This is a genomic window from Streptomyces sp. NPDC001515, from assembly GCF_053597115.1.
Genome location: NZ_JBSFHN010000029.1, coordinates 18167 through 42525, shown reverse-complemented (window position 1 = coordinate 42525; position 24359 = coordinate 18167). Strand labels below are relative to the sequence as shown.

General features: G+C 73.7%; 22 protein-coding genes. 15 read left to right on the top strand and 7 right to left on the bottom strand.

Features of this window, described 5'->3' with window-relative positions:
• The first annotated feature begins 492 nt into the window (after positions 1-492).
• The 7 genes from ACWCXC_RS27255 to ACWCXC_RS27225 all read left to right on the top strand — a co-directional run bounded on the left by ACWCXC_RS27255 (position 493) and on the right by ACWCXC_RS27225 (position 8305).
• A complete protein-coding gene (locus tag ACWCXC_RS27255; protein ID WP_450890802.1) occupies positions 493-2112 on the top strand; it encodes an ABC transporter substrate-binding protein in 1620 nt (539 codons plus the stop codon).
• Positions 2109-3065 (top strand): ABC transporter permease, encoded by a 957-nt coding sequence (locus ACWCXC_RS27250; RefSeq protein ID WP_450890843.1) that lies wholly within the window; start codon positions 2109-2111, stop codon positions 3063-3065. The genes ACWCXC_RS27255 and ACWCXC_RS27250 overlap by 4 nt, the downstream gene beginning before the upstream one ends.
• Positions 3062-3982 (top strand): ABC transporter permease, encoded by a 921-nt coding sequence (locus tag ACWCXC_RS27245; protein ID WP_450684865.1) that lies wholly within the window; start codon positions 3062-3064, stop codon positions 3980-3982. Before ACWCXC_RS27250 ends, ACWCXC_RS27245 begins: the two co-directional genes overlap by 4 nt.
• The gene (locus tag ACWCXC_RS27240) at positions 3979-5712 is read left to right on the top strand and encodes a dipeptide ABC transporter ATP-binding protein (protein ID WP_450684864.1); all 1734 of its coding nucleotides are present in this window, start codon (positions 3979-3981) and stop codon (positions 5710-5712) included. Before ACWCXC_RS27245 ends, ACWCXC_RS27240 begins: the two co-directional genes overlap by 4 nt.
• A 106-nt stretch (positions 5713-5818) precedes the next feature.
• Positions 5819-7135, top strand: a complete 1317-nt coding sequence (locus ACWCXC_RS27235) for a VWA domain-containing protein (protein WP_450890842.1) — start codon at positions 5819-5821, stop codon at positions 7133-7135.
• Complete coding sequence (locus ACWCXC_RS27230) at positions 7132-7788, top strand: helix-turn-helix transcriptional regulator (RefSeq protein WP_450890801.1); 657 nt, start codon at positions 7132-7134, stop codon at positions 7786-7788. Before ACWCXC_RS27235 ends, ACWCXC_RS27230 begins: the two co-directional genes overlap by 4 nt.
• Positions 7789-7837: 49 nt before the next feature.
• Positions 7838-8305, top strand: coding sequence for a DUF3291 domain-containing protein (locus ACWCXC_RS27225; protein WP_450684861.1), 468 nt, complete (start codon positions 7838-7840; stop codon positions 8303-8305).
• Positions 8306-8412: 107 nt separating this feature from the next.
• On the opposite strand, the gene ACWCXC_RS27220 is transcribed toward ACWCXC_RS27225, so the two are convergent.
• Together ACWCXC_RS27220 and ACWCXC_RS27215 are read right to left on the bottom strand one after the other, a co-directional pair.
• Positions 8413-8862 (bottom strand): spore-associated protein, encoded by a 450-nt coding sequence (locus tag ACWCXC_RS27220; protein WP_383633857.1) that lies wholly within the window; start codon positions 8860-8862, stop codon positions 8413-8415.
• Positions 8863-8987: 125 nt separating this feature from the next.
• On the bottom strand, positions 8988-10271 hold the full coding sequence (locus ACWCXC_RS27215) for an amidohydrolase (protein ID WP_450684860.1): 1284 nt from the start codon (positions 10269-10271) through the stop codon (positions 8988-8990).
• Positions 10272-10578: 307 nt separating this feature from the next.
• On the opposite strand from ACWCXC_RS27215, the gene ACWCXC_RS27210 reads away from it, so the two are divergent.
• A complete protein-coding gene (locus tag ACWCXC_RS27210) occupies positions 10579-11286 on the top strand; it encodes a hypothetical protein (RefSeq protein WP_450684859.1) in 708 nt (235 codons plus the stop codon).
• Positions 11287-11290: 4 nt separating this feature from the next.
• Here the strand turns inward: ACWCXC_RS27210 and ACWCXC_RS27205 are convergent, their stop codons facing one another.
• Positions 11291-13318: a prolyl oligopeptidase family serine peptidase gene (locus ACWCXC_RS27205; protein WP_450890841.1), complete on the bottom strand. Its 2028-nt coding sequence runs from the start codon at positions 13316-13318 to the stop codon at positions 11291-11293.
• A gap of 98 nt (positions 13319-13416) precedes the next feature.
• Positions 13417-14355 carry a helix-turn-helix domain-containing protein gene (locus tag ACWCXC_RS27200; RefSeq protein ID WP_450890800.1) on the bottom strand — a complete coding sequence of 313 codons (939 nt, stop codon included), beginning with the start codon at positions 14353-14355 and terminating at the stop codon, positions 13417-13419.
• A gap of 77 nt (positions 14356-14432) precedes the next feature.
• Between ACWCXC_RS27200 and ACWCXC_RS27195 the strand changes: the two genes are divergently transcribed.
• From ACWCXC_RS27195 to ACWCXC_RS27180, 4 genes are all read left to right on the top strand, one after another.
• A complete protein-coding gene (locus ACWCXC_RS27195) occupies positions 14433-15299 on the top strand; it encodes an alpha/beta fold hydrolase (RefSeq protein WP_450890799.1) in 867 nt (288 codons plus the stop codon).
• A 24-nt stretch (positions 15300-15323) separates the two neighbouring features.
• Positions 15324-16544: an FAD-dependent monooxygenase gene (locus tag ACWCXC_RS27190; protein WP_450890798.1), complete on the top strand. Its 1221-nt coding sequence runs from the start codon at positions 15324-15326 to the stop codon at positions 16542-16544.
• Between the two features lie 92 nt (positions 16545-16636).
• A complete protein-coding gene (locus ACWCXC_RS27185; protein WP_450684855.1) occupies positions 16637-17047 on the top strand; it encodes a VOC family protein in 411 nt (136 codons plus the stop codon).
• 25 nt (positions 17048-17072) lie between these two features.
• Positions 17073-17498 carry a helix-turn-helix domain-containing protein gene (locus tag ACWCXC_RS27180; protein WP_450890797.1) on the top strand — a complete coding sequence of 142 codons (426 nt, stop codon included), beginning with the start codon at positions 17073-17075 and terminating at the stop codon, positions 17496-17498.
• Here ACWCXC_RS27180 and ACWCXC_RS27175 read toward each other — a convergent pair whose 3' ends face one another.
• Positions 17499-18077 (bottom strand): DinB family protein, encoded by a 579-nt coding sequence (locus ACWCXC_RS27175; protein WP_450890840.1) that lies wholly within the window; start codon positions 18075-18077, stop codon positions 17499-17501.
• A gap of 185 nt (positions 18078-18262) precedes the next feature.
• Between ACWCXC_RS27175 and helR the strand changes: the two genes are divergently transcribed.
• Positions 18263-20413, top strand: coding sequence for an RNA polymerase recycling motor ATPase HelR (helR, locus tag ACWCXC_RS27170; protein ID WP_450890796.1), 2151 nt, complete (start codon positions 18263-18265; stop codon positions 20411-20413).
• A gap of 72 nt (positions 20414-20485) precedes the next feature.
• Here the strand turns inward: helR and ACWCXC_RS27165 are convergent, their stop codons facing one another.
• Together ACWCXC_RS27165 and ACWCXC_RS27160 are read right to left on the bottom strand one after the other, a co-directional pair.
• Positions 20486-22039, bottom strand: coding sequence for a pectate lyase family protein (locus tag ACWCXC_RS27165; protein WP_450890795.1), 1554 nt, complete (start codon positions 22037-22039; stop codon positions 20486-20488).
• Positions 22040-22347: 308 nt separating this feature from the next.
• The gene (locus tag ACWCXC_RS27160; protein WP_450890794.1) at positions 22348-23013 is read right to left on the bottom strand and encodes a DUF4232 domain-containing protein; all 666 of its coding nucleotides are present in this window, start codon (positions 23011-23013) and stop codon (positions 22348-22350) included.
• A gap of 187 nt (positions 23014-23200) precedes the next feature.
• Here ACWCXC_RS27160 and ACWCXC_RS27155 point away from each other — a divergent pair, with 187 nt between their 5' ends.
• Together ACWCXC_RS27155 and ACWCXC_RS27150 are read left to right on the top strand one after the other, a co-directional pair.
• Positions 23201-23446: a hypothetical protein gene (locus ACWCXC_RS27155; RefSeq protein ID WP_450890793.1), complete on the top strand. Its 246-nt coding sequence runs from the start codon at positions 23201-23203 to the stop codon at positions 23444-23446.
• Between the two features lie 153 nt (positions 23447-23599).
• Entirely contained in the window at positions 23600-24310 is a 711-nt protein-coding gene (locus tag ACWCXC_RS27150) for a DUF2470 domain-containing protein (RefSeq protein ID WP_450890792.1), read from the top strand.
• Positions 24311-24359 lie beyond the last annotated feature (49 nt).

Genomic DNA, 24359 nt, shown 5'->3' with positions numbered 1-24359 from the left:
GTGCGGCCGCGGGCCGGGCGGCGGGCGCGGCCCGCGGGGGGGGGGGGGGGGGGGGGGGGGGCCCCCCCCCCACGGCCCGTGCCCCAAGCGCCGCTTCTCAGACGGGTGTTCGGGCTGGTACGTTGCCCGGCATCGTCCGCCGCGGACGAGGTCTCACTGCCGGAAAGGACCGCGCCGCCCATGCCGTACCAGCCGATCACGCCGGGGGACACCGTCCCGAGCCGTGTCGCCGGTACGCGCCCGGACGGCGTCCCGACCGCTTCGAACGAGCGGTCCGCGTCCCTCCGTACCGGCCCGGGGCTCCGGTTCACGCTCCGACGCCACATCGATCTGCACCGCGTCTCCAGCGCCATCTGTCGGGCCTGACGTCTCCTCACCGCCCGGCCTCCCGGCCCCGGTCACCGCTCCGCCGCTCCGCACACGCCGCGTCGTGCCGCGCGGGCGGATCGCGGCGCCCCGGCCGCCTCCCTCCCAGCAGCTGGAGAACCACTCATGTCCGGTCCACGCCGCCGGTTCCGCCGTACGCTCGCCCCCCTCGCCGCCGCCACCGTCCTCGCCCTCGCGGCCGGCGCCTGCTCCCCGTCCGGCGGCGCCGGGTCCGCGGGCACCTCGACGCCGCGCTCCGGCGGGCACCTCACCTTCGCCCTGGCCTCCGACCCGATGTGCGTCGACCCGCAGCAGGCCGGCAACAACGACGCGATCTACCCCGCCCGCCAGCTCGTCGACTCGCTCACCGACCAGGACCCGGAGACCGGGCGGATCGTGCCCTGGCTGGCGAAGTCCTGGCAGGTCGGCAAGGACGCCACGACCTTCACGTTCGTCCTGCGGAAGGGCGCGACGTTCAGCGACGGCACGCCCGTCGACGCACGGGCCGTGAAGGACAATTTCGACGGCATCGTGAAGCTCGGCGCGAAGGCCGTCCTCGGGAGCAGCTACCTCGCCGGCTACCGGAGCACCACGGTCGTCGACCCGTACACCGCCAAGGTGGTCTTCGACGCCCCCAACGCCCAGTTCCTCCAGGCGACCTCGACGTTCACCCTCGGTCTGCTCGCACGCTCCACGCTCGCGCTGCCCGCCGAGAAGCGGTGCACCGGCGGGCTCGTCGGATCCGGTCCGTTCACGCTCACCGGCTACACGCCCAACCGGTCCGTCGAGGAGCGCCGCCGGGCGGACTACGCGTGGGGCTCCTCGCGGTGGACGCACCGGGGCGCCGCCCGGCTGGACCGGCTGACGTTCACGGTCGTCCCCGAGTCCGGGATACGCACCGGAAGCCTCCAGTCCGGCCAGGTCGACGCCATCGGCGGGGTCGCGCCACAGGACGAGGCCGGGCTGAAGGGGGCCGGGTTCACGCTCCAGAGCCGCGCCAACCCCGGGCTGCCCTTCGCACTCACAGCCAACGTCGCCCGGCCGATCACCCGGGACATCCGGGTCCGCCGGGCCGTCCAGAAGATCATCGACCGCCGCGAGATCGTGGACACGGTGCTGAGCGGCAGCTACAAGGCCGCCACCAGCTCGCTCGCGAGCACCACCGGCGGATACCGGAACCTGAGCGCCCGGCTCGGCCACGACCCGGCGGGCGCGGCGAAGCTCCTCGACGCGGCCGGGTGGCGCACCGGGCCCGACGGACTCCGTGCCAAGGACGGCAGGAAGCTGTCGTTGAAGGTGATCTGGGGTGCCAACTTCGGTCCCAATCAGACGGCACTGGAACTCATCCAGCAGCAGCTGAGGAAGGCCGGCATCGCCGTCACCCTGCGGTCCGCGACCATCGGTGAGTTCCTCGCGCTGCGGCAGAAGGGCGACTACGACTTCTCCTGGGGCAACACGACACGGGTGGACCCCGACATCCTGCGGACCGGATTCTCCAGCAAGCTGCTCAACCCCGGTCATCTCTCCGACCGCGAACTCGACGCCGTCCTGGACCGGGAGGCGTCCACGAGCGATCCGGCGGCGCGTGCCGCGGACGTGGGCCGCGCCCAGGAGATCGTGCTGGACCGGGCCTACCAGATCCCGGTGTTCGAGCTGACCACGGTGCTCGGCCTGTCGCCGAAGGTGCACGGTCTGGACTTCGAGGCCTCCTCGCGGCTCCAGTTCCACGGGACGTGGCTGTCATGACGCGCTATCTCGCCGGACGGCTCATCCAGGCGGTGTTCGTCCTCTGGGCGGCGTTCACCCTGTCCTTCGCCGTGCTGTACCTGCTGCCCGGGGACCCGGTCTCCATCATGGCGGCGGGCGGCGGCGACACCAACGACATCCCGCCGGAGCAGCTCGCCGAGCTCAAGCAGGCGTACGGGCTGGACAAGCCGGTCCTCGCCCAGTACGGGGACCGGCTCCTGGACGCGGCGCGGGGGGACTTCGGGATCTCGGTGCAGACCGGGGAGAGCGTGCGGCACATGATCGCCACCGCGCTGCCGGCCACCCTGCAACTGACGTCCGGGGCACTGGTGCTGGCGCTGGTGTTCGGGGCGGGCATCGCCCTGCTCGGCACGTACACGCGGTGGCGCTGGCTGCGGCAGGTGCTGCTGTCGCTGCCCGCGCTCGGGGTGTCCGCGCCGACGTTCCTGGTCGGTCTGGTGCTGGTGCAGATCGTGTCGTTCCGCTGGCGGCGGCTGCTGCCGGCCGTCGGGAACGAGGGCTTCGACAGCCTGGTCCTTCCCGTGATCACCCTGGCGCTGCCGACCGGCGCGGTGCTCGCGCAGGTCTTCGCGAAGAGCCTGCGGACCACGTTGGAGGAGCCGTACGTGGAGACGGCGCTGGCCAAGGGGGCGAGCCGGGCGCGGGTGCACTTCCGGCACGCGGCGCGCAACGCGGCGATCCCGCCGCTGACGATCGTGGGGATGCTCGTGGGAAATCTGCTGGCGGGATCGGTGGTGGTGGAGACGGTGTTCTCCCGGACCGGGGTGGGGCGCATCACCGCGACCGCGGTGGGTTCGCAGGACATCCCCGTGGTGCAGGGGCTGGTCGTGTTCGGGGCGCTCGTCTTCGTCCTGGCGAACCTGGCGGTCGATCTGGCGTATCCGCTGATCGACCCCCGGATCACGACGACCGCGACGGCGGTGGCCCGGTGACCGGGGTGACGGTGGGGGTCCTCGACGGCCGGAGCCCCGAGACGCGGGCGCCCGACCCGGGGGAGGCCGTCCGGGAGGGGTTCGGCGCGCGGGCACGGCGGCTGGGCGGGTTCCTGCTGCGCCGCCCCGGACTGGTCCTGTCGGTCGTGCTGCTGGCGCTGGTGCTGACGGCGGCGTTCCTGCCCGGTCTGTACACCTCGCAGGACCCGCTGGCGGGCGTCCCCCGCGAACGGCTCAGGGGGCCGGGGGCCGGACACCTCTTCGGCACCGACCAGCTGGGCCGGGACCTCTTCGCGCGGGTGGTGCACGGGGCGGCGCTGTCGCTGCGGGCGACGGTGCTGGCGGTCGCGGTCGGGCTCCTCGGGGGCTCGGCCGTCGGGCTGCTCGCCGGATATCTCGGCGGCTGGGCCGACGCCGCGCTGATGCGGCTCGCCGACGTCCTGCTCGCGGTGCCGAACCTGCTGCTCTCCATGGCGGTGGTGACGGCCCTCGGGTTCGGCACGGTGAACGTCGCGATCGCCGTCGGGCTCACGAGCGTGGCCAGCTTCGCCCGCATCATGCGCTCCGAGGTGCTGCGGGTGCGCGGGGCGGTGTACGTCGAGGCGGCCCGGTCCTCCGGCGCGCGCTGGTACGCGGTGCTGCTGCGCAGGGTCCTGCCGAACGCATCGGGCCCCGTCCTCGTCTACGCGGCCGTCGACTTCGGAGCCGTCGTGCTCCAGGTCTCGGCGCTGAGCTTCCTGGGGTACGGGGCGACCCCGCCCGCCCCCGAGTGGGGGGCCCTGGTGTCCGGGGGGCGGGACTACCTGGCCACCGCGTGGTGGCTGACCACCCTGCCCGGACTGACCATCGCGGCCACCGTGCTGGCCGCCAACCGGATCTCGCGCGCGCTCGACGGCGAAAGCAGGCTCACCCCATGAGTGACGAACCACTGGCCCCGGCCCCCGGCGCCCCGCTGCTGGACGTGCGCGGTCTGCGCGTGTCGTACCGCACACGGGGCGGAACCGTCCCGGCCGTCCGGGACGTGGGTCTGACCGTACGCCACGGCGAGACCGTCGCCGTGGTCGGCGAGTCGGGGTCCGGCAAGAGCACCACCGCCCACGCGCTCATCGGACTGCTGCCGGCCGGCGGGGTGCTGGAGTCCGGCGAGATCCTGTTCGACGGGGTCGATCTGGCCCGGGTGCCGGACCGGGAGCTGCGGGCCCGGCGCGGCCGGGACATCGGGCTGATCCCGCAGGATCCGATGGTGTCGCTCAACCCGGTGCAGCGCATCGGCCCCCAGGTCGCGGAGGTCCTGCGGATCCACGGGCTGGCCGACCGGGAGGCCGCGGCCGAGCGGGCCGTGGAGATCCTGGGGCAGGCGGGGCTCCCGGAGCCCCGGGTGCGGGCCCGGCAGTATCCGCACGAGCTGTCGGGCGGAATGCGGCAGCGGGTGCTCATCGCCGTCGCCGTGGCGGCCCGGCCCCGCCTGGTCGTCGCGGACGAGCCGACGAGCGCCCTGGACGTCACCGTGCAGCGGCGGATCCTGGACCACATCGACGCGCTGACCCGGGAGTCGGGCACCGCCGTCCTGCTGATCACCCACGATCTGGGCGTCGCCGCCGACCGGGCGCGGCGGATCGTGGTGATGTCCGGGGGCGAGGTCGTCGAGGCCGGCGACACCGAGCAGGTGCTGGGCGATCCGCGCCATCCGTACACCCGGCGGCTGCTGGCCGCCGCGCCCGGACTCGCCGGCAGCCGTCTGGTCGTGGACCGACGGGCGTCCGGGGCGGGAGGGGGCACGCGGTCCGCCGCGCGGACCGTGGAGCGGACACTCCCGGCCGCCGGGGGCGCGGCCGAGGAAGGCGGCGGTGATCTCGTCCGGGTCGAGGAACTGGTGAAGGACTTTCCGCTGCCCCACCGGACGGGCGGCGCGCGGACCCTGCGGGCCGTCGACCGGGTCGGCTTCACCATCGGGCGCGGGGAGACCTTCGCCCTGGTCGGCGAGTCGGGCTCCGGCAAGTCGACCACCGCGCGCATGGTGGTGCGGCTGGCGGACCCCACGTCCGGCCGGGTCGTCTTCGACGGGGAGGACATCACCGGGCTGCGGGGCGGCGCGCTGCGGCGGCTGCGCCGTCGGATGCAGATCGTCTACCAGAGCCCGTACGCCTCGCTGGACCCCCGGCCCCCGGTCGCGGAGGTCGTCGCGGAGCCGCTGCGGGCGTTCGGCGTCGGCAGCCGCAAGGAGCGGGCGGCCAGGGCCGCCGAGCTGCTGGACCGGGTGGCGCTGCCGTCCTCGGTGCTGCGGCGCAGACCGACGGAGCTGTCCGGGGGGCAGCGGCAGCGGGTGGCGATCGCCCGCGCGCTGGCGCTGGAACCCGATCTGGTGGTCTGCGACGAGCCGGTGTCGGCGCTGGACGTGTCGGCGCAGGCGCAGATCCTGGAGCTGCTCGTCGACCTCCAGCGCGATCTGGGGCTGAGCTATCTCTTCATCTCGCACGACCTGGCCGTGGTGCGGCAGATCGCGGACCGGGTCGCGGTGATGCGGCACGGGCGGCTGGTCGAGACGGGGACGACGGACGCCCTGTTCGCCGCACCGGCCGATCCGTACACCGCCGAGCTGCTGGCCGCCGTTCCCGGGTCACGGCGGACCGCGGCCCCCGTCGGCTGACCCGGTGCGGGTGCCACCGCCGCCCGGTCCCCCGGGACCGGGCGGGCCGGTGCGGACGGCCGCGAGGCAGACTGTCCGGGTGACGACGTTGAGCAAGGGTGCCAATATGCCGGTTCCGGCCCCGGCCGTCCGAGCCGTCCTCGGCTGGTCGGCGGGGCCGGGTGTGCCGGACGTCGACGCCTCCGCGCTGCTGCTGGACGCCGGCGGCCGGGTGCGGTCGGACGCCGACTTCATCTTCTACAACCAGCCCCGCCATCCGTCCGGCGCCGTGCGCCACCTCGGCAAGACGGCGGGGGCGGACGCGCTGGAGGTCGCTCTGGCCTCGCTCGGTCCGGACGTCGACCGGGTGGCCCTGTGCGCCTCGGCGGACGGTGGGCCGTTCGGCCGGGTCCCGGGCCTGCACCTGCGGCTGCTCGACGCCGCGTCCGGTGCCGAGCTGGCGCGCTTCGACATGACGGCCGGGGACGAGACGGCGTATGTGACCGGGGAGCTCTACCGGCGTTCCGGCGCCTGGAAGTTCCGTGCCGTCGGTCAGGGGTACGCGACCGGGCTCGCCGGACTGGCGACCGATTTCGGGATCACGGTCGACGAGGAGCCCGCCGTCTCCCCCGTGGCCGCCGCGTCCCCACCGCCCCCGTCCGCGCCGGCCGTCCGTCCCTCCCAGGGCGAGGAGCGGCTGCCGGTCGACATGCGCAAGCGGCTGTCGCTGCGCAAGGAGCAGGTGGCGGTCAGTCTGACGAAGCACGGGCTGTCGCACCTCGTCGCGCGGGTGATCCTGGTCCTCGACGCCTCGGGCTCGATGGGCGGCCTCTACCGTCGCGGGACGGTGGCGCGGGTCGCGGAGCGGATGGCGGCCGTGGCCGCGCAGCTCGACGACGACGGCACGATGCAGGCGTGGACCTTCGCGAGCAATCCCGCGCGCCTGCCCGACCTCGTCATCGGTGAGCTGCCCGACTGGCTCGCCCTGCACGTACGGGTGGGTCAGACCCCGCCCCTGTTCGGGCGGACGAGGCGGCCGGGGAACCTCCTGCCGGGACAGGTCGACATGCGGACCGTCGGCATCCAGAACGAGGAGCAGAAGGTCATCGCCGAGGTCCGCGCCTTTGTGCGCGCCCATCCGGTGCCGGCCCCGACGCTGGTCCTGTTCTTCTCCGACGGGGGCGTGCACCGCGATCAGGAGATCGAGCGGGAGCTGCGGGCCGCCGTGGAGGAGCCGGTGTTCTGGCAGTTCATCGGGCTCGGCCGGGGACAGTACGGGGTGCTGGAGCGGTTCGACACCCTGCCCGGCCGGCGCGTGGACAACGTGGGCTTCTTCACCGCCGACGACATCGAGACGCTGCCCGACCCGGAGCTGTACGACCTGTTGCTCTCGGAGTTCCCGTCCTGGCTGCGGGACGCCCGGCGGCTGGGCATTCTGCCGTGAGCGGCGAGGACGCCGCCATCGAGGCGGTGCTCGCGCTGGGCGACCCGGTGCGGCGCGGACTGTACCGGTACGTCGCCGGGGCGGCGGGCGACGTGGGGCGCGACGCCGCGGCCGAGGCGGCCGGGATCTCCCGTTCGCTGGCCGCGTTCCACCTGGACAAGCTGGTCGACGCCGGGCTGCTCGACGTCACCTTCCGCAGGCCGGCGGGGCGCACCGGGCCGGGCGCCGGGCGTCCGGCGAAGCTGTACCGCAGGGCCGAGGCCGAACACACGGTGTCCGTGCCGCCCCGTGCTTACGACGCGGCGGGCGCGCTCCTGGCCGGGGTGGTGGAACGGGCCGGGCTCGACGCGGAGTTGCAGGACGCGGCGCGCGCCGCCTGGCGCGCCGAGGGTGCCTCGGCCGGGGCGGCCGATCCCGTGGAGGCGCTGCGCGAGCGCGGGTACGAGCCGTACTGGGACGGATCGGTGCTGCGGCTGAACAACTGCCCCTTCCACGCCCTGACGGACCGGTTCCCGGCGCTCGTCTGCGGGATGAACCTGGCCGGAATCCAGGGGCTGCTCGACGGACTGCCGTGCGGGGCGGGCTGGCGGGCCTCGATGGATCCGCCTGCGCGCGGGTGCTGTGTCGCGCTGGAACGCGTCGAGGAGTCCTAAAAACAACTTTCATTGACTTTAGAAAGTCCGCGCGGGCATGCTGGGCGGCGTGAACGACTTCCACCTTGCCCAAGTCAATGTCGGGCGCCTGCTCGCACCGCTCGACAGCCCCCAGCTGGCCGACTTCGTCGCCCAGCTGCCCGCCATCAACGCCGTCGCCGAGGGGACGCCGGGCTTCGTCTGGCGCATGGTCGACGACGACGGCGCCGACGCCACGCAACTGCGCCCCTCGGACGATCCGATGCTGTTGATCAACTGCTCGGTCTGGGAATCGGTCGAGGCCCTGCGGCAGTTCACCTACCGCAGCGATCACTTGAAGCTGCTGGCCCGCCGGCGCGAGTGGTTCGAGCGCCTGACCGACTTCCATCAGGCGCTCTGGTGGGTGCCCGCCGGCCACCGCCCGACGATGGCCGAGGCCATGGACCGCGTCGCCCTGATACGCGAGGCCGGCGAGGGACCGGAGGCGTTCACCTTCCGCCATCCGCACCCGCCGCCGACGGGCGCACCGGCCGCATGAGAGGGACGGGCGCGCGACGCGGTGCGGCGGCCCGCCGGGGCCCGGTGGCACGGGGGTTTCGCCCCGGTGCCGAGGGTCCGGCGGACCGCCGCTCGCGAACCGGCCGCTCAGCGGACTTCGGTGACGCGGTGTTCCCTGCGCGAGGCGCAGTTGGAGTTGTCCACGGAGACGTAGACGTTGGCGATGTTCCCGCCCCAGCTCACGCAGTGGCCCTTGCCGTAGACGTAGGCCGGTCCGGCGTACGACGTGAAGGAGCCGGAGTCACCGGCCCACGCGTCGGTGTCGGGCACGCTGATGTACACGGACATGTCCTTCGCCGTGCCCGGGTTGGTGCGGATGGTCGCGACGCAGTTCTTCCCGTTGGCCGGGTTGTACGTCAGATAGACCGTGCCCAGGGAGCCGACGGCGATCGAGTTCACCGTCTTGTAGGCGCTGCCGCAGACGGTCTGCGGCGTGACATTGGGCGCGGCCGTCGCGGTCGTGCCGAACGCGGCCGTGGCACTCAGCGCGAGGGCGCCGACCGCTCCGAGGGTCGCGGCGTGACGCATGATTCCCATTTTTCCCCTTTGGGTTTGAGGGAGGCGATTGTTACCACTTAGTGTGACTCGCCATCAGTACGGATGGTTGCACCCGATACCCTCGCCATCTGGGTGATTGAGGGAGTGCCGTGCTGACGGGCGGGCTACGGCGCCGTGGTCGCGACGTCCGCCTCCGGGTTCACATCCAGCCAGGTCAGCGCGGCGACCACGAGTGCCTCGACCCCGGTGGTGAGCGTCGGTTCCAGTACGGGGGCGAAGTACGGGGAGTGGTTGCCCGGGAGGTCGTCCATCCGCCCCTGTGTGTACGCGGCGACGGTCGGTTCCGTCTCCAGGCCGCCCCAGAACCAGAAGACCGTCGGGATGCCCAGGGCCTCGCCGAAGACCCCGACGTCCTCGCTCGCGTTCACCTGCGGCATCGGCAGGATTCGCTGGGCGCCGAAGTGCGCGGAGAAGGCGGCGACGGTCCGCCGTGTGGCCTCCGGGTCGCTGACGAGCGCGGGGGCGGAGGCGAACCAGGTGAAGTCCGGAGGGCTCACCGCTCCCCCGGCCCGCGCCTCGCCCTCGACGACGCGCTCGACCGCCGCCCGCACGAGGTCGCGGACGGCCGGGGTGAACGCGCGGATGTTGACGCCGAGTTCCGCCGTGTCCGGGATGATGGTGTCCTTCGTCCCGGCCTGGAGCCTGCCGACGGTCACGACGGCCGTCTCGGCGGGCGGGACCTCGCGGGCGACGATGCCCTGGAGCCGGGTGACGACGTGGGCGGCCATCAGCACCGGGTCGACCGTCGCCTCCGGCCGGGAGCCGTGGCCGCCCCGGCCGTGCAGGGTGATGTTCAGCGAGTCGGCTGCGGCCATCACCGGCCCGGAACCGTGGCCGAGGTAACCGGCCGGCAGCGGCCCGACGTGCTGGCCGAGGACGATGCCGGGGACCGGGAAGCGCTCGAACAGCCCGTCGGCGACCATGTCGCGGGCGCCGACGGCCAGTTCCTCGGCGGGCTGGAAGACCACCAGGAGCGTGCCGCTCCACCGGGCACGGGCGCCGGCGAGGAGTGCGGCGGCCCCGCTCAGGCAGACGGCGTGCATGTCGTGGCCGCAGGCGTGCATGACCGGCACCTCCCGGCCCTCCCCGTCCACGGCGCGGACCGTGCTCGCGTACGGCAGTCCGGTCTTCTCCTCCACGGGGAGGGCGTCGATGTCGGCGCGCAGCATCACCACAGGTCCGTCCCCGTTGCGCAGGACACCGACCACTCCGGTGCCGCCGATCCCCTCGGCGACCTCGTCGAACCCGGCGTCCCTCAGCCGCTGGGCCAGGAGCGCGGCCGTGCGGGTCTCCTGGTGCGACAGTTCCGGATGGCGGTGCAGATCGCGGTAGAAGTCCGCCAGGTCCTCGCGCATCGCGGCCAGTCCCGCGGCCACCGTTGTGCTCATCGTCCACGCCTTTCTCCGTACCGGCCCCGGGGCACCGTAACCCTCCGCACTCCCGCGCGCGCGTCGGCCGACGCGCTGCCCATGCGGCCGCCGGGAGCGGGGCGGCGGGGCTCGATAGCACTTTCGAGGAGAGATCGATAACCTGACCGTCCGTGAAGTGAACCGGGTCGAGGGGTAGATGAGCACGCCTGCAGGGGGATACGGACCGCCGCCACCCCGTCCTCCGCACACTCCGCCGCCCCCGTCGAGACCTCCGAGGACGGGATCGTCCAGGTGGGAGTGGTGGGTCGGGGCCATCGCCGTCCCGGTGATCGGCATCGTGGTCACGCTCGTCGTCGGCAACGGCCCGGACCGGTCGGAGCCGCCCGCCGCGGCGCCCGCGCCCGCCGCCTCCACTCCGGCGCCCGGCACCCGGACGCCCGACACGCCGGACCCCGCCGACGGGGAGCCGGATCCTCAAGAGAGCACGTCCCCGGTCGGGCTGCCCACGGGCTCGCCGGCCGCGTCGCCCTCGGCGTCGGACGGCGTGGACGTGACCCCGCCCGCCGGGCACGGAGCGGCGCGCACCGGCATGTGGGGCATCGCGCCCCAGCCCTGCACCCAGCACGAACAGCAGCTGGTGGACCTCGACGACGGGACGAGCCGGGTCGAGCAGGAGAACGACGGCGCCGTGAAGGATCCGGCCGGGGCGGAGCTGCTCTACTGGCCCGACTCGTGCAGCGGCCTCAGCGACTACCTGCTGCGCGCCCTGCCCAACACCCGGGTGGGCATCCTGCGCGAGGACATGCCGAAGAACGCCGACACCTGCGCCGCCGCGTCCGCCACCGGCCTCGGCGCCCTCGCCCTGTCGGACGGCAACGACACCACCGAGCGGGGTTTCGTGGAGGGCGCGGCGATCTGCGCGGTGACGGACCGGGGCGCCGTGTCCATGGCGCTGATCGACCACATCGCCGAGGGCTCCACGCTGGACATGTCGGTCACCGGTCGCCTCTACGTGTGGCCGAAGGCCCCCTGACCCTTCACCGGCCGTCGTCCGCCGGGGCCAGGTGCTGCCAGAGGAAGGTGTGCGCCAGGGCCTTGTTGTGGGCCGCCTGTTCATTGTCGCCGGCGCCCGCGTGGCCGCCGCCGGTGTTCTCGTGGAGCAGGACCCGGTGGCCCAGCTCGCGCAGCCGCGCGGCGGTCTTCCGGGCGTGGCCGGGGTGCACGCGGTCGTCCCGGGTGGACGTCGTCAGCAGCACCGGCGGGTAGGCGCGGTCGGCGGCCAGGCGGTGGTACGGGGACAGCGCCTCCAGGTGGGCCCGGTCGGCCGGGTCGTCGGGGTCGCCGTACTCGGCGATCCAGGACGCGCCCGCCAGGAGCCGGTGGAAGCGCAGCATGTCCAGCAGCGGGACCTCCGCGACGACGGCACCGAACAGCTCGGGGTAGCGGGTCACCATCGCCCCCATCAGCAGCCCGCCGTTGCTGCCGCCCGAGGCGCCGAGCATCGCCGGGGTGGTGATGCCCCGCTCCACGAGGTCGGCGGCGACCGCGGCGAAGTCCTCGTAGGCGCGAGGGCGGTCCGCGCCGAGGGCGGCCCGGTGCCAGGCGGGTCCGTACTCCCCGCCGCCCCGGATGTTGGCGATCACGAAGCTGCCACCGCGCTCCAGCCACGCCCGGCCGGTGACCGCGCCGTAGTACGGGGTGAGGGAGACCTCGAAGCCTCCGTAGCCGTAGAGGAGGGTGGGGCCCGGTCCGGTGGCGGTGCGGTCGGGACCGATCACGAAGTACGGCACCCGGGTGCCGTCCTCGGAGGTCGCGAAGTGCTGCGCCACCTCCAGTCCGGCCGTGTCGAAGCGGGCCGGGGCCCGCTTCAGGATCTCCGTGGAGCCGCCGATCGTCCCCCGGTGGAGGGCGGAGGGCTGGAGGAAGCCGGAGACGTCCAGGAAGTACTCGTCGGAGACATCGGGGTCGGTGTCGGTCACCGAGACGGCGGTGAGTGCCGGGACGTCCGCGAGCGCTTCGCGCGTCCAGGTGCCGTCCGGTGCCGGGGTCAGCACCTCGATCCGGGTGCTGACGTCGTGCATCGTCTCCAGGAGCAGATGGTTGCGGGTCCAGGAGTGGCCGGAGAGCGCGGTGCGCGCGTCGGGGGTGAACAGGACCCGGGCGGTCCGGTCGCCCGTCAGGAACGCGTCGAAATCGAAGGCGAGCAGCGATCCGGCGGGATGGCCGAGCCAGGGAGACTTCGGGACGACGATCAGGTGCGCGCGGTGGGCGTAGGCGTCGGCGTCGTCGGGCACGTCGACGCGGACGAGCCTGCCGTCCTCGGTCAGGAGGTGGAGTTCGCTGTGGTGGAAGTCGGTGGACCGGGACACGAAGTCGCGGGCGAATCCGGGGGTGGGGTCGTGCCAGCCGGCCGCCGCCACATCACCCTTCTCCGCCTCGAAGACGGTCTCCGCCGCCTCCAGCGGGGTGCCCCGGCGCCAGCGGCGCACGGTGCGGGGGTAGCCGGAATCGGTCAGCGAGCCGGGGCCGGTGTCGGTGCCGACGAAGACGGTGTCCTCGTCGATCCAGCCGATGCGCGTCTTCGCCTCGGGCAGCCAAAAACCGTCCGCGACGAAGGCGATGGTGCCGAGGTCGAATTCGCGGACCTCGACCGCGTCTCCACCGTCGCGCGAGAGGCTGATCAGCGCGCGCCCGTGGTCGGGGCGGCGGACCCTGGCCCCGGCCCACAGCCACTTCGCGCCCTCCTCCTCGGCGAGGGCGTCGATGTCGAGCAGGACCTCCCAGGCGGGGGCCGGTGTGCGGTACTCCTCCAGAGTGGTGCGTCGCCACAGCCCGCGGGGGTGATCGGCGTCGCGCCAGAAGTTGTAGAGGTGGCGGCCCCGGCGAGCGGTGTAGGGAATACGGTCCGGTGCGTCGAGCACCTCTCTCAGCCGCTGCCGCAGCGGGGCGAAGTCGGGACCGGAGGTGAGCGCGGCCTCGGTCTCGGCGTTCCGCTCGGCCACCCAGGCGAGCGCGGCCTCGCCCTCGATGTCTTCCAGCCACGCGTACGGGTCGTTGTCGATCATCATCGAATTGTGCAGGGTGGCGCTGTCCGGCGGAACACCGCCGGGGTGCGGACGGCGGCGGCCCGACGGGGACATCGCGGCCCGCGAGCCGGTGACGGTCACGTCGGGGGGTGTGGCGCCGCCGCGCGGCCCGTACCGGACCGGGATCGCGGCCCCGTCGACGGCGTTGTCGACGCGGGCGGTCGCGGCGCGCCGACCGGCGTCATGGCCGCGCGGCCGGGCCATGCCAGGTCGTCGACCGCGAGGAACGGTTCGCGCGCCACGGCGGCGGGCGTCGTCCCGGTGAACTCCCGTACGTCCCGGTGCAGGTGCGACTGGTCGGCATAGCCGGTATCGGCCGCGACCCGTGCCGCACTTTCCCCGGCGACCAGGCGGTGCGCGGCGTGGTCGAAGCGGACCAGTTTCACGGCCTGCTTGGGCGCCAGGCCGAGCTGCGAACGGAAGCGGGACCACAGCCGCTTGCGGCTCCAGCCGGCCTCGGCCGCGAGCAGGTCGACCCGGACCGGGCCCCGCGCGGCGACGATCCGGTGCCAGGCCAGGGCCACTTCCGGGTCCACCGGCGGCCCGGCCGCGTACCGGCGGGCGAGCAGCGTATCGACGAGGGCGAACCGGTCCGGCCAGGAGGGGACTACGGCGAGCCGTTCACGGATCCGTGCCGCCTCCGGGCCCCAGAGGTCGGCCAACGGCACCACGGCGCCGCCCAGTTCGGCGGGCGAGACGCCGAGGATCGCGCAAGCGGTCACCGGGGAGAGCCGGACCTGGACGCACTCCACGTCCTGGCCGCGCGCCACGACGGCGCCTCCGGCCCCCAGGCCCGCGCCGGCGACCAGACTGCCGCTGCGGGGGCCGTCCGCCCCGTCGAGGACCGGCGTCCCGGCCCCGAACTCCAGGAGCAGCGTCACAGCGGGGTGCGGCACCATGCGGAGGCGGTCCAGCTCGCGGACGCCGAACCCGGCCATCGTCAGACCGGGCACCGTGCTGGGCCGGTGCGGGGCGGCCACGTCCCACACCGCCGCACCGTGCTCGAACGTCGGCATGTCTCCATGCTACGCGCGGCCCGCAGGGGAACATTCGTCCAATACGGCGCCGGGGCGCGGCGGCGAGGGTGGTTGCCATGACGGATTCACCCACCGCACCGCGCACGGCCGGCGCCCCCGCCGCCGGGCCCACCGAACTCCTGACCCTCGACTCGTCCGGGGGCGAGCTGCACGTCCGGCGGGACGGCTCCCGCGAGCTGCCCGCACTCCTGCTCCTGCACGGCACCGCCTCCTCGGTCCGCTCCTGGGACGCGCTCGTCCCCCTGCTGACCGCGCACCACCATGTCGTCCGGATCGATCTGCTCGGGCACGGGCGCTCGGCGAAACCGGCCGACGCCGACTACGCCCTGCCGGGGCAGGCGCGGCTGGCCGGGGAGGTCCTGGACCGGCTCGGCATCGCGCACGCCGTGGTCGTGGGGCACTCCAGCGGAGGCGTGGTCGCCACCGCGCTCGCCGAGGAGCGCCCCGGGCTGGCCGACGCGCTGGCGCTCATCAACACCGGGCCGTCCCTGGACGCGTTCATCGCCTCCCCGCAGGCGGCGGGGATCGGCCTCACCGCGTGGCCGCCGTCCGACGCGCAGCTGCGGGAGTTCGCGGGCACGGGGTTCGGCCGCGAGGGTTACGTGTTCCCGGACGAACTCCTGGAGGACGTGCGGGGCATGACCCTGCATGCGCTGACCACGACGACGGGGGCCACCCGCGCCTACCTGGCGGAGCGCCCGCTGCCGGACCGGCTGAGGGCCGTCGGCACACCGCTCCTGGTGCTCTTCGGCGAGGAGGACCGCCGATGGCGTGCCTCGTCCGCCGCCGACTACCGGGCCGTCGAGGGCGCCGAGATCGTCATGCTGCCCGGTCTCGGTCACTCGCCGCCGATGGAGGACCCCGCGACGACCGCCGCGGCGCTGCTGGACTTCACCGCGCGCCATCGCGCGCGGCGGCACTGATCGACACGAAAGGGGACGGGTGTCATGCGGATTCTCGTCTCGGGCGCCGGTGTGGCCGGCCCCGTACTGGCCCACTGGCTCACCCGTTACGGCTTCGAGGTCACCGTCGTCGAACGCGCCCCGGCCCTGCGCCGGACGGGCGGCCACGCGGTCGACCTGTTCCGCCCGGCCGTGGACGTCTCGGAGCACATGGGGGTGCTGGACCGGATCGAGGAACGGGCCACCGGCACCACCCGGATGACGGTCCATCCCGAAGGGGCCCGCGGACCGGTCCGGGCGGACCTCTCGAACCTCTTCGGCGCGGTGTCCCGGCGGCACGTCGAGATCATGCGCGACGACCTCACCGAGATCTACCGCGACACCACGCGTGACGACGTCGAGTACGTCTTCGACGATTCCGTGGCCGCGCTGTCCCCCGACGGCGAGGTGCGGTTCGAGAAGGGCGCCCCCCGCCGCTTCGACCTCGTCGTCGGCGCGGACGGGCTGCACTCCGTCGTGCGCCGTCTGGTCTTCGAGGGGGCGGCCCGCCGTACGGAGTTCATCGGCGCCCATTTCGCGGTGATGAGCCTGCCCAACGCTCCGGGGCTCGACGGGGAACTCCTCATGCACGTCGGCGTGGGCCGGACGGCCGGGATGTACGGGGCCCGTCATCTGGACGACGCGCGGGCACTGTTCCTGTTCCGGGGGCTGGGCCCGCACGCCTGCGACCCCCGCGACGTGCCCCGGCAGAAGAAGCTGCTGCGCGACGCGTTCACGGGGCTGCACCCCCGGGTGGACGGGTGGCTCGACGCGCTCGACGACACCCCCGCGTTCTACTTCGACGCCATCGGTCAACTGCGGATGGACAGCTGGTCACGGGGGCGGGTCACGCTCGTCGGCGACGCGGGCTACTCCCCCGGTCCGGCGGTCGGCGGGAGCACCACCCTCGCCGTCCTCGGGGCCTATGTGCTGGCCGGGGAGCTGGCCCGGGCGGACGGCGACCACGAACGGGCCTTCCCCGCGTACGAGCGGATCATGGCGGGGCCGGTGCGGGGCGCCCGTGCCTCGGCGCTCGGCGCGGCGAAGACGCTGGTCCCGTCGTCCCGGGCGGGGGTGTGGGGGCTGGCCCGGGGCGCCGGGCTGATCTCGTCGCTGCCCGCGCGCCCGGCCAGGGCGCTCGTCCGGCTCACGACGGGGAGCGGGCGGCTGTGGGACGCGGTGGCCGTCGACGCCCCGGCCGCGCCGGCGCGGCCCGCCCGGGGGTGACCGGCCGTGACGCGGCAACATCGCGAGAGGGCCGGGAGGTTCGGTCAGGAATCGAGAAGCGGCGGGCATCGGCCGGACCTAGCATGACCGCCATGGACATCAGCATTCACACGAGCTTCCTGCCGCACGACGACCCGGACGCGTCCGTGGCCTTCTACCGCGACGTTCTCGGTTTCGAGGTCCGCAGTGATGTCGGGCAGGGCCGGATGCGCTGGATCACGGTCGGCCCGGCGGGCCGCCCCGACACCTCGCTGCTGCTGGCGCCGCCCGCCGCCGACCCCGGGGTCACCGAGGACGAACGCCGCACCATCACGGAGATGATGGCGAAGGGGACGTACGGCTGGATCCTGCTGGCCGCGCCGGACCTCGACGCCACCTTCGCGAAGGTGCGCGACGGCGGCGCCGAGATCGTCCAGGAACCCACGGACCAGCCGTACGGCATCCGCGACTGCGCGTTCCGCGACCCGGCGGGCAATCTGGTCCGCATCCAGGAAGTGCGCTGACCCGCCCCGAGGAAAAGGAGTGCGCATGTGCCACCCCGCGTGGAGGCGCGCCCGCCTGGCGGCGCTGCGCCTGCAGGAACTGGCCCGGCTGCGGCCGGTGCGCGACCGGATGGACCGGGAGTACGCCCGTCCGCTGGACGTCGAGGCGCTCGCGCGCCTGGCGGGTCTGCCGGCCGGCCTTCTGGGCCGGGAGTTCCGGCGGGCGTACGGTGCCTCGCCGTACGCGTATCTGATGGCCCGTCGCGTCGAGCGGGCACGGGCGCTGCTGCACTCCACCGACCTGGGTGTGGCGGAGGTCCGGCGCCGGGTGGGCTGCCCGTCCCCGCGCGTCTTCGACCGGCACTTCACCGCACACGTCGGCATGCCGCCGGGCGACTACCGTCGTCGGGTCGGATCCCCGGCGTCCGCGGTCCCCGCCCAGGGCGCGCGCCGGGGCGTCCGGGTCGGCTGATCACAGCCCGCGCGCCCCGTCGATCCTCTCCCTCAGCAGATCCGCGTGGCCGTTGTGCCGGGCGTACTCCTCGATCATGTGGATGAGCACCCAGCGTAGCGACACCGTGCCGCGCCAGGAGTCGCGCCCCCGGACGTCCAGGTCCGGGGCCGCCGCCGCGAAGCGGTCGGCGAAGGCGGCCTCGGCACGCCAGTCGCGCCATGCCTCGGCGACGGCGCGGGGTCCGGCGTCGCGCACATCGAAGTCGCCGTCGGCGTCCTGCTCGGTGACGTAGCGCGGCGGGGCGTCCTCACCGGCCAGGACCCGGCGGAACCAGCGGCGCTCCACATCCGCCAGATGCCGGACCAGACCGAGCAGCGAGAGCGTGGACGGTTCGACGGAGCGAAGGGCCAACCGCCCTTCCAGACCGGAGCACTTCATCTCCAGCGTGCGGCGCTGATCGCTCAGGAAGTCGCGTAGCATGCGGCGCTCGTCGCAGGTCCCGGAGCCGGTGAAACGCTCGCCGGGCCCGCCGGGAGTGGCAGGGTCGCCGTGGAGGAAGAGTTCCGCTCGTCTGCTCGAAGGGCTCATGCCCGTCATCATCCCCGCCGGGAAGCGGCGCCGGGAGGGGGAGCGAGAGGGAGGGGTGGCCGGCGAGGGGGCTTCACCACCTCTCGCCACTCTCAACTTATAGCGCACCGGGGGGCTTGCGGCAAGGCCCCCCTTCTCCCGCAGAATCCCTGGTCCAGGCCCTGAGGCCCATCGAATCGGGAGATGCGCAGCGGATGACACCCACCCCTCTGACCACCGTCGCGTTCGCCCTGCCCGCGCGGCTCGCGGCCAAGAACGACCCGGCGCTGATCGCGGACGACGAGCGGCACCTGGCCGCCGTCGCCGCCTGCCTGGAGGAGTCGGTCGCCGAACTCTCGGACCGCCTGGACGCCACCCGCAGATCGCCGGGCGGGGTCGGCCGGCAGGCCATGGACCGCGACATCGAGATCCACCGGATCACCGCCCGGCTGCGCACCCTGCGCCGCTTCGGCCGCGATCTGTGCCTCGGACGGATGGTCGGCGCGGACGGCACCGGGACGCTTTACGTGGGACGGCTCGGGCTCACCGACCGCGCGGGGCGCCGGCTGCTGCTCGACTGGCGCTCCCCCGCCGCCGAGCCCTTCTTCGGCGCCACGCACGCCCGTCCGATGGGGCTGGCGAGCCGCCGCCGCTACCGCTGGGACAAGGGCCGGATCGTCGACTTCTGGGACGAGGTGTTCACGCCCGGCGGGCTCACCGCGCACGCCGCGCTCGACGACCAGTCGGCGTTCGTCGCCAGTCTCGGCGAGAACCGGTCCGCGCGGATGCGGGACGTGCTCGGCACCATCCAGGCCGACCAGGACGCCGTCATCCGCGCCGGTTCGCGCGGCACGCTCGTCGTCGACGGCGGCCCCGGCACGGGCAAGACCGTCGTCGCCCTGCACCGCTCGGCCTATCTGCTGTACGCGGACCCCCGCCTGGGGCAGCGCCGGGGCGGGGTGCTGTTCGTCGGCCCGCACGAGCCCTACCTGGGGTACGTGGCCGATGTCCTGCCCGGCCTCGGGGAGGACGGGGTCCGGACCTGCACCCTGCGCGATCTGGTGCCCGAGGGGGCCTCGGCGGTGGCCGAGAGCGACCCGGAGACGGCCCGGCTGAAGGCGGACGCGCGTCTGGTCGGGGCCGTCGACGCGGCGGTCCGTTTCTACGAGGAGCCGCCCGCCGGACCGATGACGGTCACGACCCCGTGGTCCGATGTCCCGCTGACCGCCGGCGACTGGGCGGCGGCCTTCGCCTCCGCGCCCGGCGTCCCGCACAACGAGGCGCGCGACCAGGTCCTGGAGGAGCTGATCACGATCCTCGCGGAGCGGCACGGGGGCGGGGTGCCCGAGGAGCGGCTGCGGGAGGCGCTGCGTGCCGACCGGGAGCTGCTCGCCGCGTTCGACGGCGCGTGGCCGCTGATCGAGCCGGACGACCTGGTCGCCGACCTCTGGTCGGTCCCCGCCTATCTGCGGCTCTGCGCCCCCTGGCTGGACCGCGAGGAGGCGGCCCGGCTGCGGCGCCCGGCGGGCGGGGCGTGGACGGAGGCCGATCTGCCGTTCCTGGACGCGGCGCGTCGGCGGCTCGGGGATCCGGAGGCGTCGCGGCGGGGGCGGCGCCGCCGCGCTGCCGTCGCCGCGGAGCGCGCCCGGATGACGCGGGTCGTCGACGACCTGCTGGAGGCCGACGCGGACGGGGAGGGCGCGGTCACGATGCTGCGTGGGCAGGACCTCAGGGACACCCTGGCCGACGGCTCGGTGCCCGAGGACGGCGTGGCGGATCCGCTGGCGGGGCCGTTCGCGCATGTGGTGGTGGACGAGGCGCAGGAGCTGACCGACGCCCAGTGGCAGATGCTGCTGGCGCGCTGCCCGTCGAGGAGCTTCACCGTCGTGGGCGACCGCGCGCAGGCCAGGGAGGGGTTCCCGGAGTCCTGGGAGGAGCGGCTGGAGCGGGTCGGTCTCGACCGGATCAGCCGGGCCGCCCTCACGGTCAACTACCGGACCCCGCGCGAGATCATGGCCGAGGCGGAGCCGGTCGTCCGCGCGGTCCTCCCGGACGCCAATGTGCCGACGTCGGTCCGCAGCGCCGGGGTCCCCGTCACCCACGGGCACGTCCGGGAGCTGGGCCCGGTCCTGGATGCCTGGCTGACGGCGCACGCGGAGGGGACCGCCTGCGTCATCGGGGATCCCACGTTCCAGGAGACGGCCCGGGTCCGCTCGCTGACGCCCGCGCTGGCGAAGGGGCTCGAATTCGACCTGGTCGTCCTGGTCGATCCGGAGTCCTTCGGTACGGGTGTGGCGGGAGGGGTCGACCGCTACGTGGCGATGACCCGGGCGACCCGGCGCCTGGTCGTGCTGACCCGTTCCTGAACGGCCGGCCACCACCACGCCCGGTGCAGGGCCGGACACAGGGTCCTGCCCGGCACCGGGCGCATGGAGCGGTCAGGCGTAGGTCTCGAACTCCGCGATCCTCGGGGTCCCGGAGGCTCCGGTGATCTCGAAGGTGATCTTGCTCAGTGAGGTCCTGGGCACGGCGATGGTGCCGGCGCCGCTGCCGGAGGCCAGCACGGCCCCGGTGTCGCCGTTGCGCACCCGCCAGGTCCCGACGACACCCGTGGCACCGGATGCCTCGCGGATCCTGACGGAGGAGACGGAGGTCGCGGTGCCCCACTTGACCGAGATGGAACCGGTGGTGCCGGCGGGCGACCAGTAGGTGCTCAGGTCACCGTCCCGGACGTTGCCGTAGCTGGTGCCGGACGCCTTGCTCGACCCGTCGGCGCCCGCGCCGAGGCTGAGGTTGGTGCCGGTCGGCGGGGTGGGGTCGGTCGGGTCCGGTGTCGGGTCGGTCGGATCCGGGGTGGGGTCGGTCGGGTCCGGGGTGGGCGTCTGCGTCGAGCAGTCGCCGTCGGAGACCTTCAGCCCCTTGTTGGCCCCGGCCGTCTGGGTCACGATGGCCGGCACGCAGGACGCCGCGTCCATGGTGTAGGCGTAGGGGATGCTGACGGTGGTGTTCGACTGGGGGTTCGGACCGGCCGGGTGGTTCTCGGTGCCGGGGGCGGACCACGTCACGTTGTCGAAGATGTTGCCGCCGACCTGCCAGTACCCGGTCGCGTCGGTGTAGAAGGTGCCCAGGACATCCTTGGAGTCCTTGAAGTAGTTGTTCTCCACCTTGGCGTGTGCTCCGGCCCGGGAGTTGATCCCCGACTTGTTGAGCTTGACGTAGTAGTTGTCGTAGATGTGCGCGGTGCCTCCTCGCAGCAGGGGCGTGCGGGAGTCGACGTTCTCGTACAGGTTGTGGTGGAACGTCACATAGCCGTTGTCCAGCTGGGTCTCGCTCGACCCGATGAGTCCGCCCCGGCCGGAGTTGCGCAGGGTGCTGTACGACAGCGTGACGTACTGCGTGTTGTCCTTCATGTCGAAGAGGCCGTCGAAGCCCTCGTCCTCGCCGCCGGACGCCTCCAGGCTGGCGTGGTCGACCCAGACGTTGCGGACGTCGCTCTCCATGCCGATGGCGTCGCCTCCGTTGGAGGTCGGCGAGCCCGACTTCTTGACGTTCCGCACGGTCACGTTCTGGATGATGATGTTGCTGGACTGGCGGATGTGGATGCCGAGTTGATCGAAGACGGCGCCGCTGCCGACGCCGACGATGGTGACGTTGCTGATCTGCTTGAGCTCGATCACCCCCGCCGCCGTGTTGCAGCTGTCGCCCGAGACCTTCTCGGTGTTGCCGTGGTTGATGGTGCCCTCGACCTGGATGATGATCGGGGTGCTGCTGCTGGCGCGGCTGCAGAGCGCCTGGTGGATCGCGGTCCCGGTGGTGGCCTTGACGGTCTGTCCGCCCGCACCGCCGGTCGTCCCGCCGTTCTGGCCGGCGTAGCCGGTGGCCCCACCGGTGGCGGCGGACGCCGAGGGCATCGCCACGACGGCTCCGGTCCCTGCGGCCAGCGCGGCCGTGGCCACCGCCGCGTACAGACGCAGCGCGACTCGTCTCTTCATATCCATGTCTCCCTGTCGATCCTCGGAGCCCCGTCCCCACGAATGACATGCACCTGTCATTCATGGGCCGTTCATATGGAAAGCGCTTTCTTAATCGGAGAATAGGGCGCCGCTCAACAGGCTGGCAATACTCCCGACACTTCCCGTACGCGCAGGGGCGCTGAAGTGACCTCAACTGCCCTATATTTTCCGGGGTTACGCACCACAGGCATCGTCGACAGCGAGCTTCAGGGGCCATGGGGCAGCCCCGGAAGTCACCTCCCAGCAGACAGCAAGCGCGTTCTATGCGCTCGCTCCGGCTTCCGGGATCAGCTGTCGACCGCGGTCGTCGTGAAGCGGTCGCCGCAGACGCGGGGCAGCGCGGTGCGCAGGGTCAGGGCCTCCCGCGAGCCGGGCGGGTACACCCGCAGATAGTCCGGCGCGTCCCAGCAGGCGGACTGCTCGATGCCCTGGTTCACGGTGTGCAGGGTGACGGACGCGCTCCGACCCGGCCGGATCACCCGCACGTCGTGGGTGCCGCCCTCACGCGCGGCGGGCACGCCGATCACGGCGCCGTCCCGCTTGATGAGCGAGACCCCGGGGAAGCCGCGCAGCGTGCACGCGGAGCCGGTCCGGTTGGTGAAGGTGAGCCGGTAGTAGACCTGGCCGGCGCCCGCGTCGGGGCGCCCCAGCCGCATGGCGAGCCCTTCGGCCGTACAGCGTCCGGGACCCGGCGCGGGGCGCGAAGCGGCGGCGGCCCCGGAGGACGCGGGCGCCGCCGTCCCGTGCGCGGGCGTGCCCGCGTCCGGGGCCGGGGGCGAGGAGGGCGGGCCGGAGGGGTGCGCGGCGCCGGTGGCGGCGGGCGTGGCACCGGAGGAGGCGGCCGGGGCGGACGATCCGTCGCACCCGGTCACGAGCAGGGCGAGGGCGACGGCGGCGAGGGGGAGCATCAGGCGGCCGTGCCGTGGGGGTGTGGTGCGCGCGAGAAGGCTCATACCCCTCGCCTGCTCGGTCCGGGGCCGTACGAATCCTCTGACCGCCCGCCGGAACCCCGTCCGGGCGGGATACGCCGCCGGCGCACGGCCGGCTCGTCCCCTCTGCGGGGGAATCGGCGGTCCGGGAGGGTGACGCGGGGCGCGATGGGCCGTCGCGGCCGGGACCGTCCGGCTATCCCTGATGTCCATGAACACCCCTCTGATCCGCCTCGCGCGCGCCCTCGCCCCGGCCGCCCTCACCCTCGCCCTGACCGCTCCGGCACACGCCGCGCCGACGGGGCCGCCCTCACCCTTCAACCCCTGCGCCGGGACCGTCGCTCCCTTCGGTCATGTCTGCGTGCCCTCGCCGAAGCAGTGCTTCACGACACCGTGCCCGCAGTACGCCTTCGTGCCGGTGCTGCCGGAGAGGTGGACGGAGCCGGGCGCGGTGTAGGCAACGCCCGCTCCCGCCAAGGCGGCGGCGCGGACGCGGACGCCCCGCCGGGTCCGGCCGCCCCGCGTGCTCCACCACCCACCACATGGGTTAGGTTAGGCATACCTAAGTAAGCGACATCAGGTCTTGTCCCCGCCGATCAGGAGCACTCGGATGCATCCCTCCCCCGCCCGTGGCACGGAGCCGACCCCCGCCGAACGCCTGCGCTCGGTCCTGATCTCCGCCTACTCCATGACCGTGGTCAGCGACGGGCTCCGGCCCGTCGAGGTGCACCGGCTCGACGGCACGGGCGCCATGGGCCACCTCCATCTGCACGAACCGTCCGCCACGGGCCCCGCGCACCCCGCCGCGCCGGTGCCGGTCCGGCTGGAGTTCACCGACATCGCCCCCACCCCCGTCCGCGACCGGCTGCGCGCCCGGGTGACGCTGACCGGGCTGCTGGCCGCCCCGTACGATCCGGACGCGGCCGACAGCGTGTGCATGGAGTTCGGCCAGGCGGTCATCGACGACCGGGCCGGTCGCACCTATGTCACCCTGGCGGCGCTCCAGGACGTGACGCCCGACCCGGTGGCCGCGCACGAGGCGGAGATGCTGACCCATCTGATGGACGCTCACGGCGAACTCGTCCCACTGCTCCTGCGGCTGGTGCGCCCGAGGCCGGACCGGTCCCTGCTGCGCGCGCTCCCCGTGGCGCTCGACCGTTACGGTCTGACGCTGCGTCTGGAGTACGCGCGGGGGCGGCGCCGGGACGCGCGACTGCCGTTCGCCACACCCGTGGACGCGTGGGAGCAGGCCGGAGCGCGGATCCACGCCCTGCTGACCGCGGCACGGCGCGCCTCCCATCCCAACCGCCTGCTGACCTGACCGGTCCGGGGCGGGGCCCCGGACCGCACCCCTGGAAACGGCCGGACAT

Bases quoted from the DNA above. Each gene is read 5' to 3' on its own strand.
- ACWCXC_RS27180 (WP_450890797.1), top strand. From the start codon at position 17,073: ATGTGCCACCCCGCGTGGAGGCGCGCCCGCCTGGCGGCGCTGCGCCTG.
- ACWCXC_RS27205 (WP_450890841.1), bottom strand. From the start codon at position 13,318: ATGATCGACAACGACCCGTACGCGTGGCTGGAAGACATCGAGGGCGAG.
- ACWCXC_RS27155 (WP_450890793.1), top strand. From the start codon at position 23,201: ATGAACACCCCTCTGATCCGCCTCGCGCGCGCCCTCGCCCCGGCCGCC.
- ACWCXC_RS27195 (WP_450890799.1), top strand. From the start codon at position 14,433: ATGACGGATTCACCCACCGCACCGCGCACGGCCGGCGCCCCCGCCGCC.
- ACWCXC_RS27150 (WP_450890792.1), top strand. From the start codon at position 23,600: ATGCATCCCTCCCCCGCCCGTGGCACGGAGCCGACCCCCGCCGAACGC.
- ACWCXC_RS27160 (WP_450890794.1), bottom strand. From the start codon at position 23,013: ATGAGCCTTCTCGCGCGCACCACACCCCCACGGCACGGCCGCCTGATG.
- ACWCXC_RS27250 (WP_450890843.1), top strand. From the start codon at position 2,109: ATGACGCGCTATCTCGCCGGACGGCTCATCCAGGCGGTGTTCGTCCTC.
- ACWCXC_RS27165 (WP_450890795.1), bottom strand. From the start codon at position 22,039: ATGAAGAGACGAGTCGCGCTGCGTCTGTACGCGGCGGTGGCCACGGCC.
- ACWCXC_RS27220 (WP_383633857.1), bottom strand. From the start codon at position 8,862: ATGGGAATCATGCGTCACGCCGCGACCCTCGGAGCGGTCGGCGCCCTC.
- ACWCXC_RS27190 (WP_450890798.1), top strand. From the start codon at position 15,324: ATGCGGATTCTCGTCTCGGGCGCCGGTGTGGCCGGCCCCGTACTGGCC.
- ACWCXC_RS27200 (WP_450890800.1), bottom strand. From the start codon at position 14,355: ATGCCGACGTTCGAGCACGGTGCGGCGGTGTGGGACGTGGCCGCCCCG.
- ACWCXC_RS27240 (WP_450684864.1), top strand. From the start codon at position 3,979: ATGAGTGACGAACCACTGGCCCCGGCCCCCGGCGCCCCGCTGCTGGAC.
- ACWCXC_RS27255 (WP_450890802.1), top strand. From the start codon at position 493: ATGTCCGGTCCACGCCGCCGGTTCCGCCGTACGCTCGCCCCCCTCGCC.
- ACWCXC_RS27185 (WP_450684855.1), top strand. From the start codon at position 16,637: ATGGACATCAGCATTCACACGAGCTTCCTGCCGCACGACGACCCGGAC.
- ACWCXC_RS27175 (WP_450890840.1), bottom strand. From the start codon at position 18,077: ATGACGGGCATGAGCCCTTCGAGCAGACGAGCGGAACTCTTCCTCCAC.
- ACWCXC_RS27215 (WP_450684860.1), bottom strand. From the start codon at position 10,271: ATGAGCACAACGGTGGCCGCGGGACTGGCCGCGATGCGCGAGGACCTG.
- helR (WP_450890796.1), top strand. From the start codon at position 18,263: ATGACACCCACCCCTCTGACCACCGTCGCGTTCGCCCTGCCCGCGCGG.
- ACWCXC_RS27235 (WP_450890842.1), top strand. From the start codon at position 5,819: ATGCCGGTTCCGGCCCCGGCCGTCCGAGCCGTCCTCGGCTGGTCGGCG.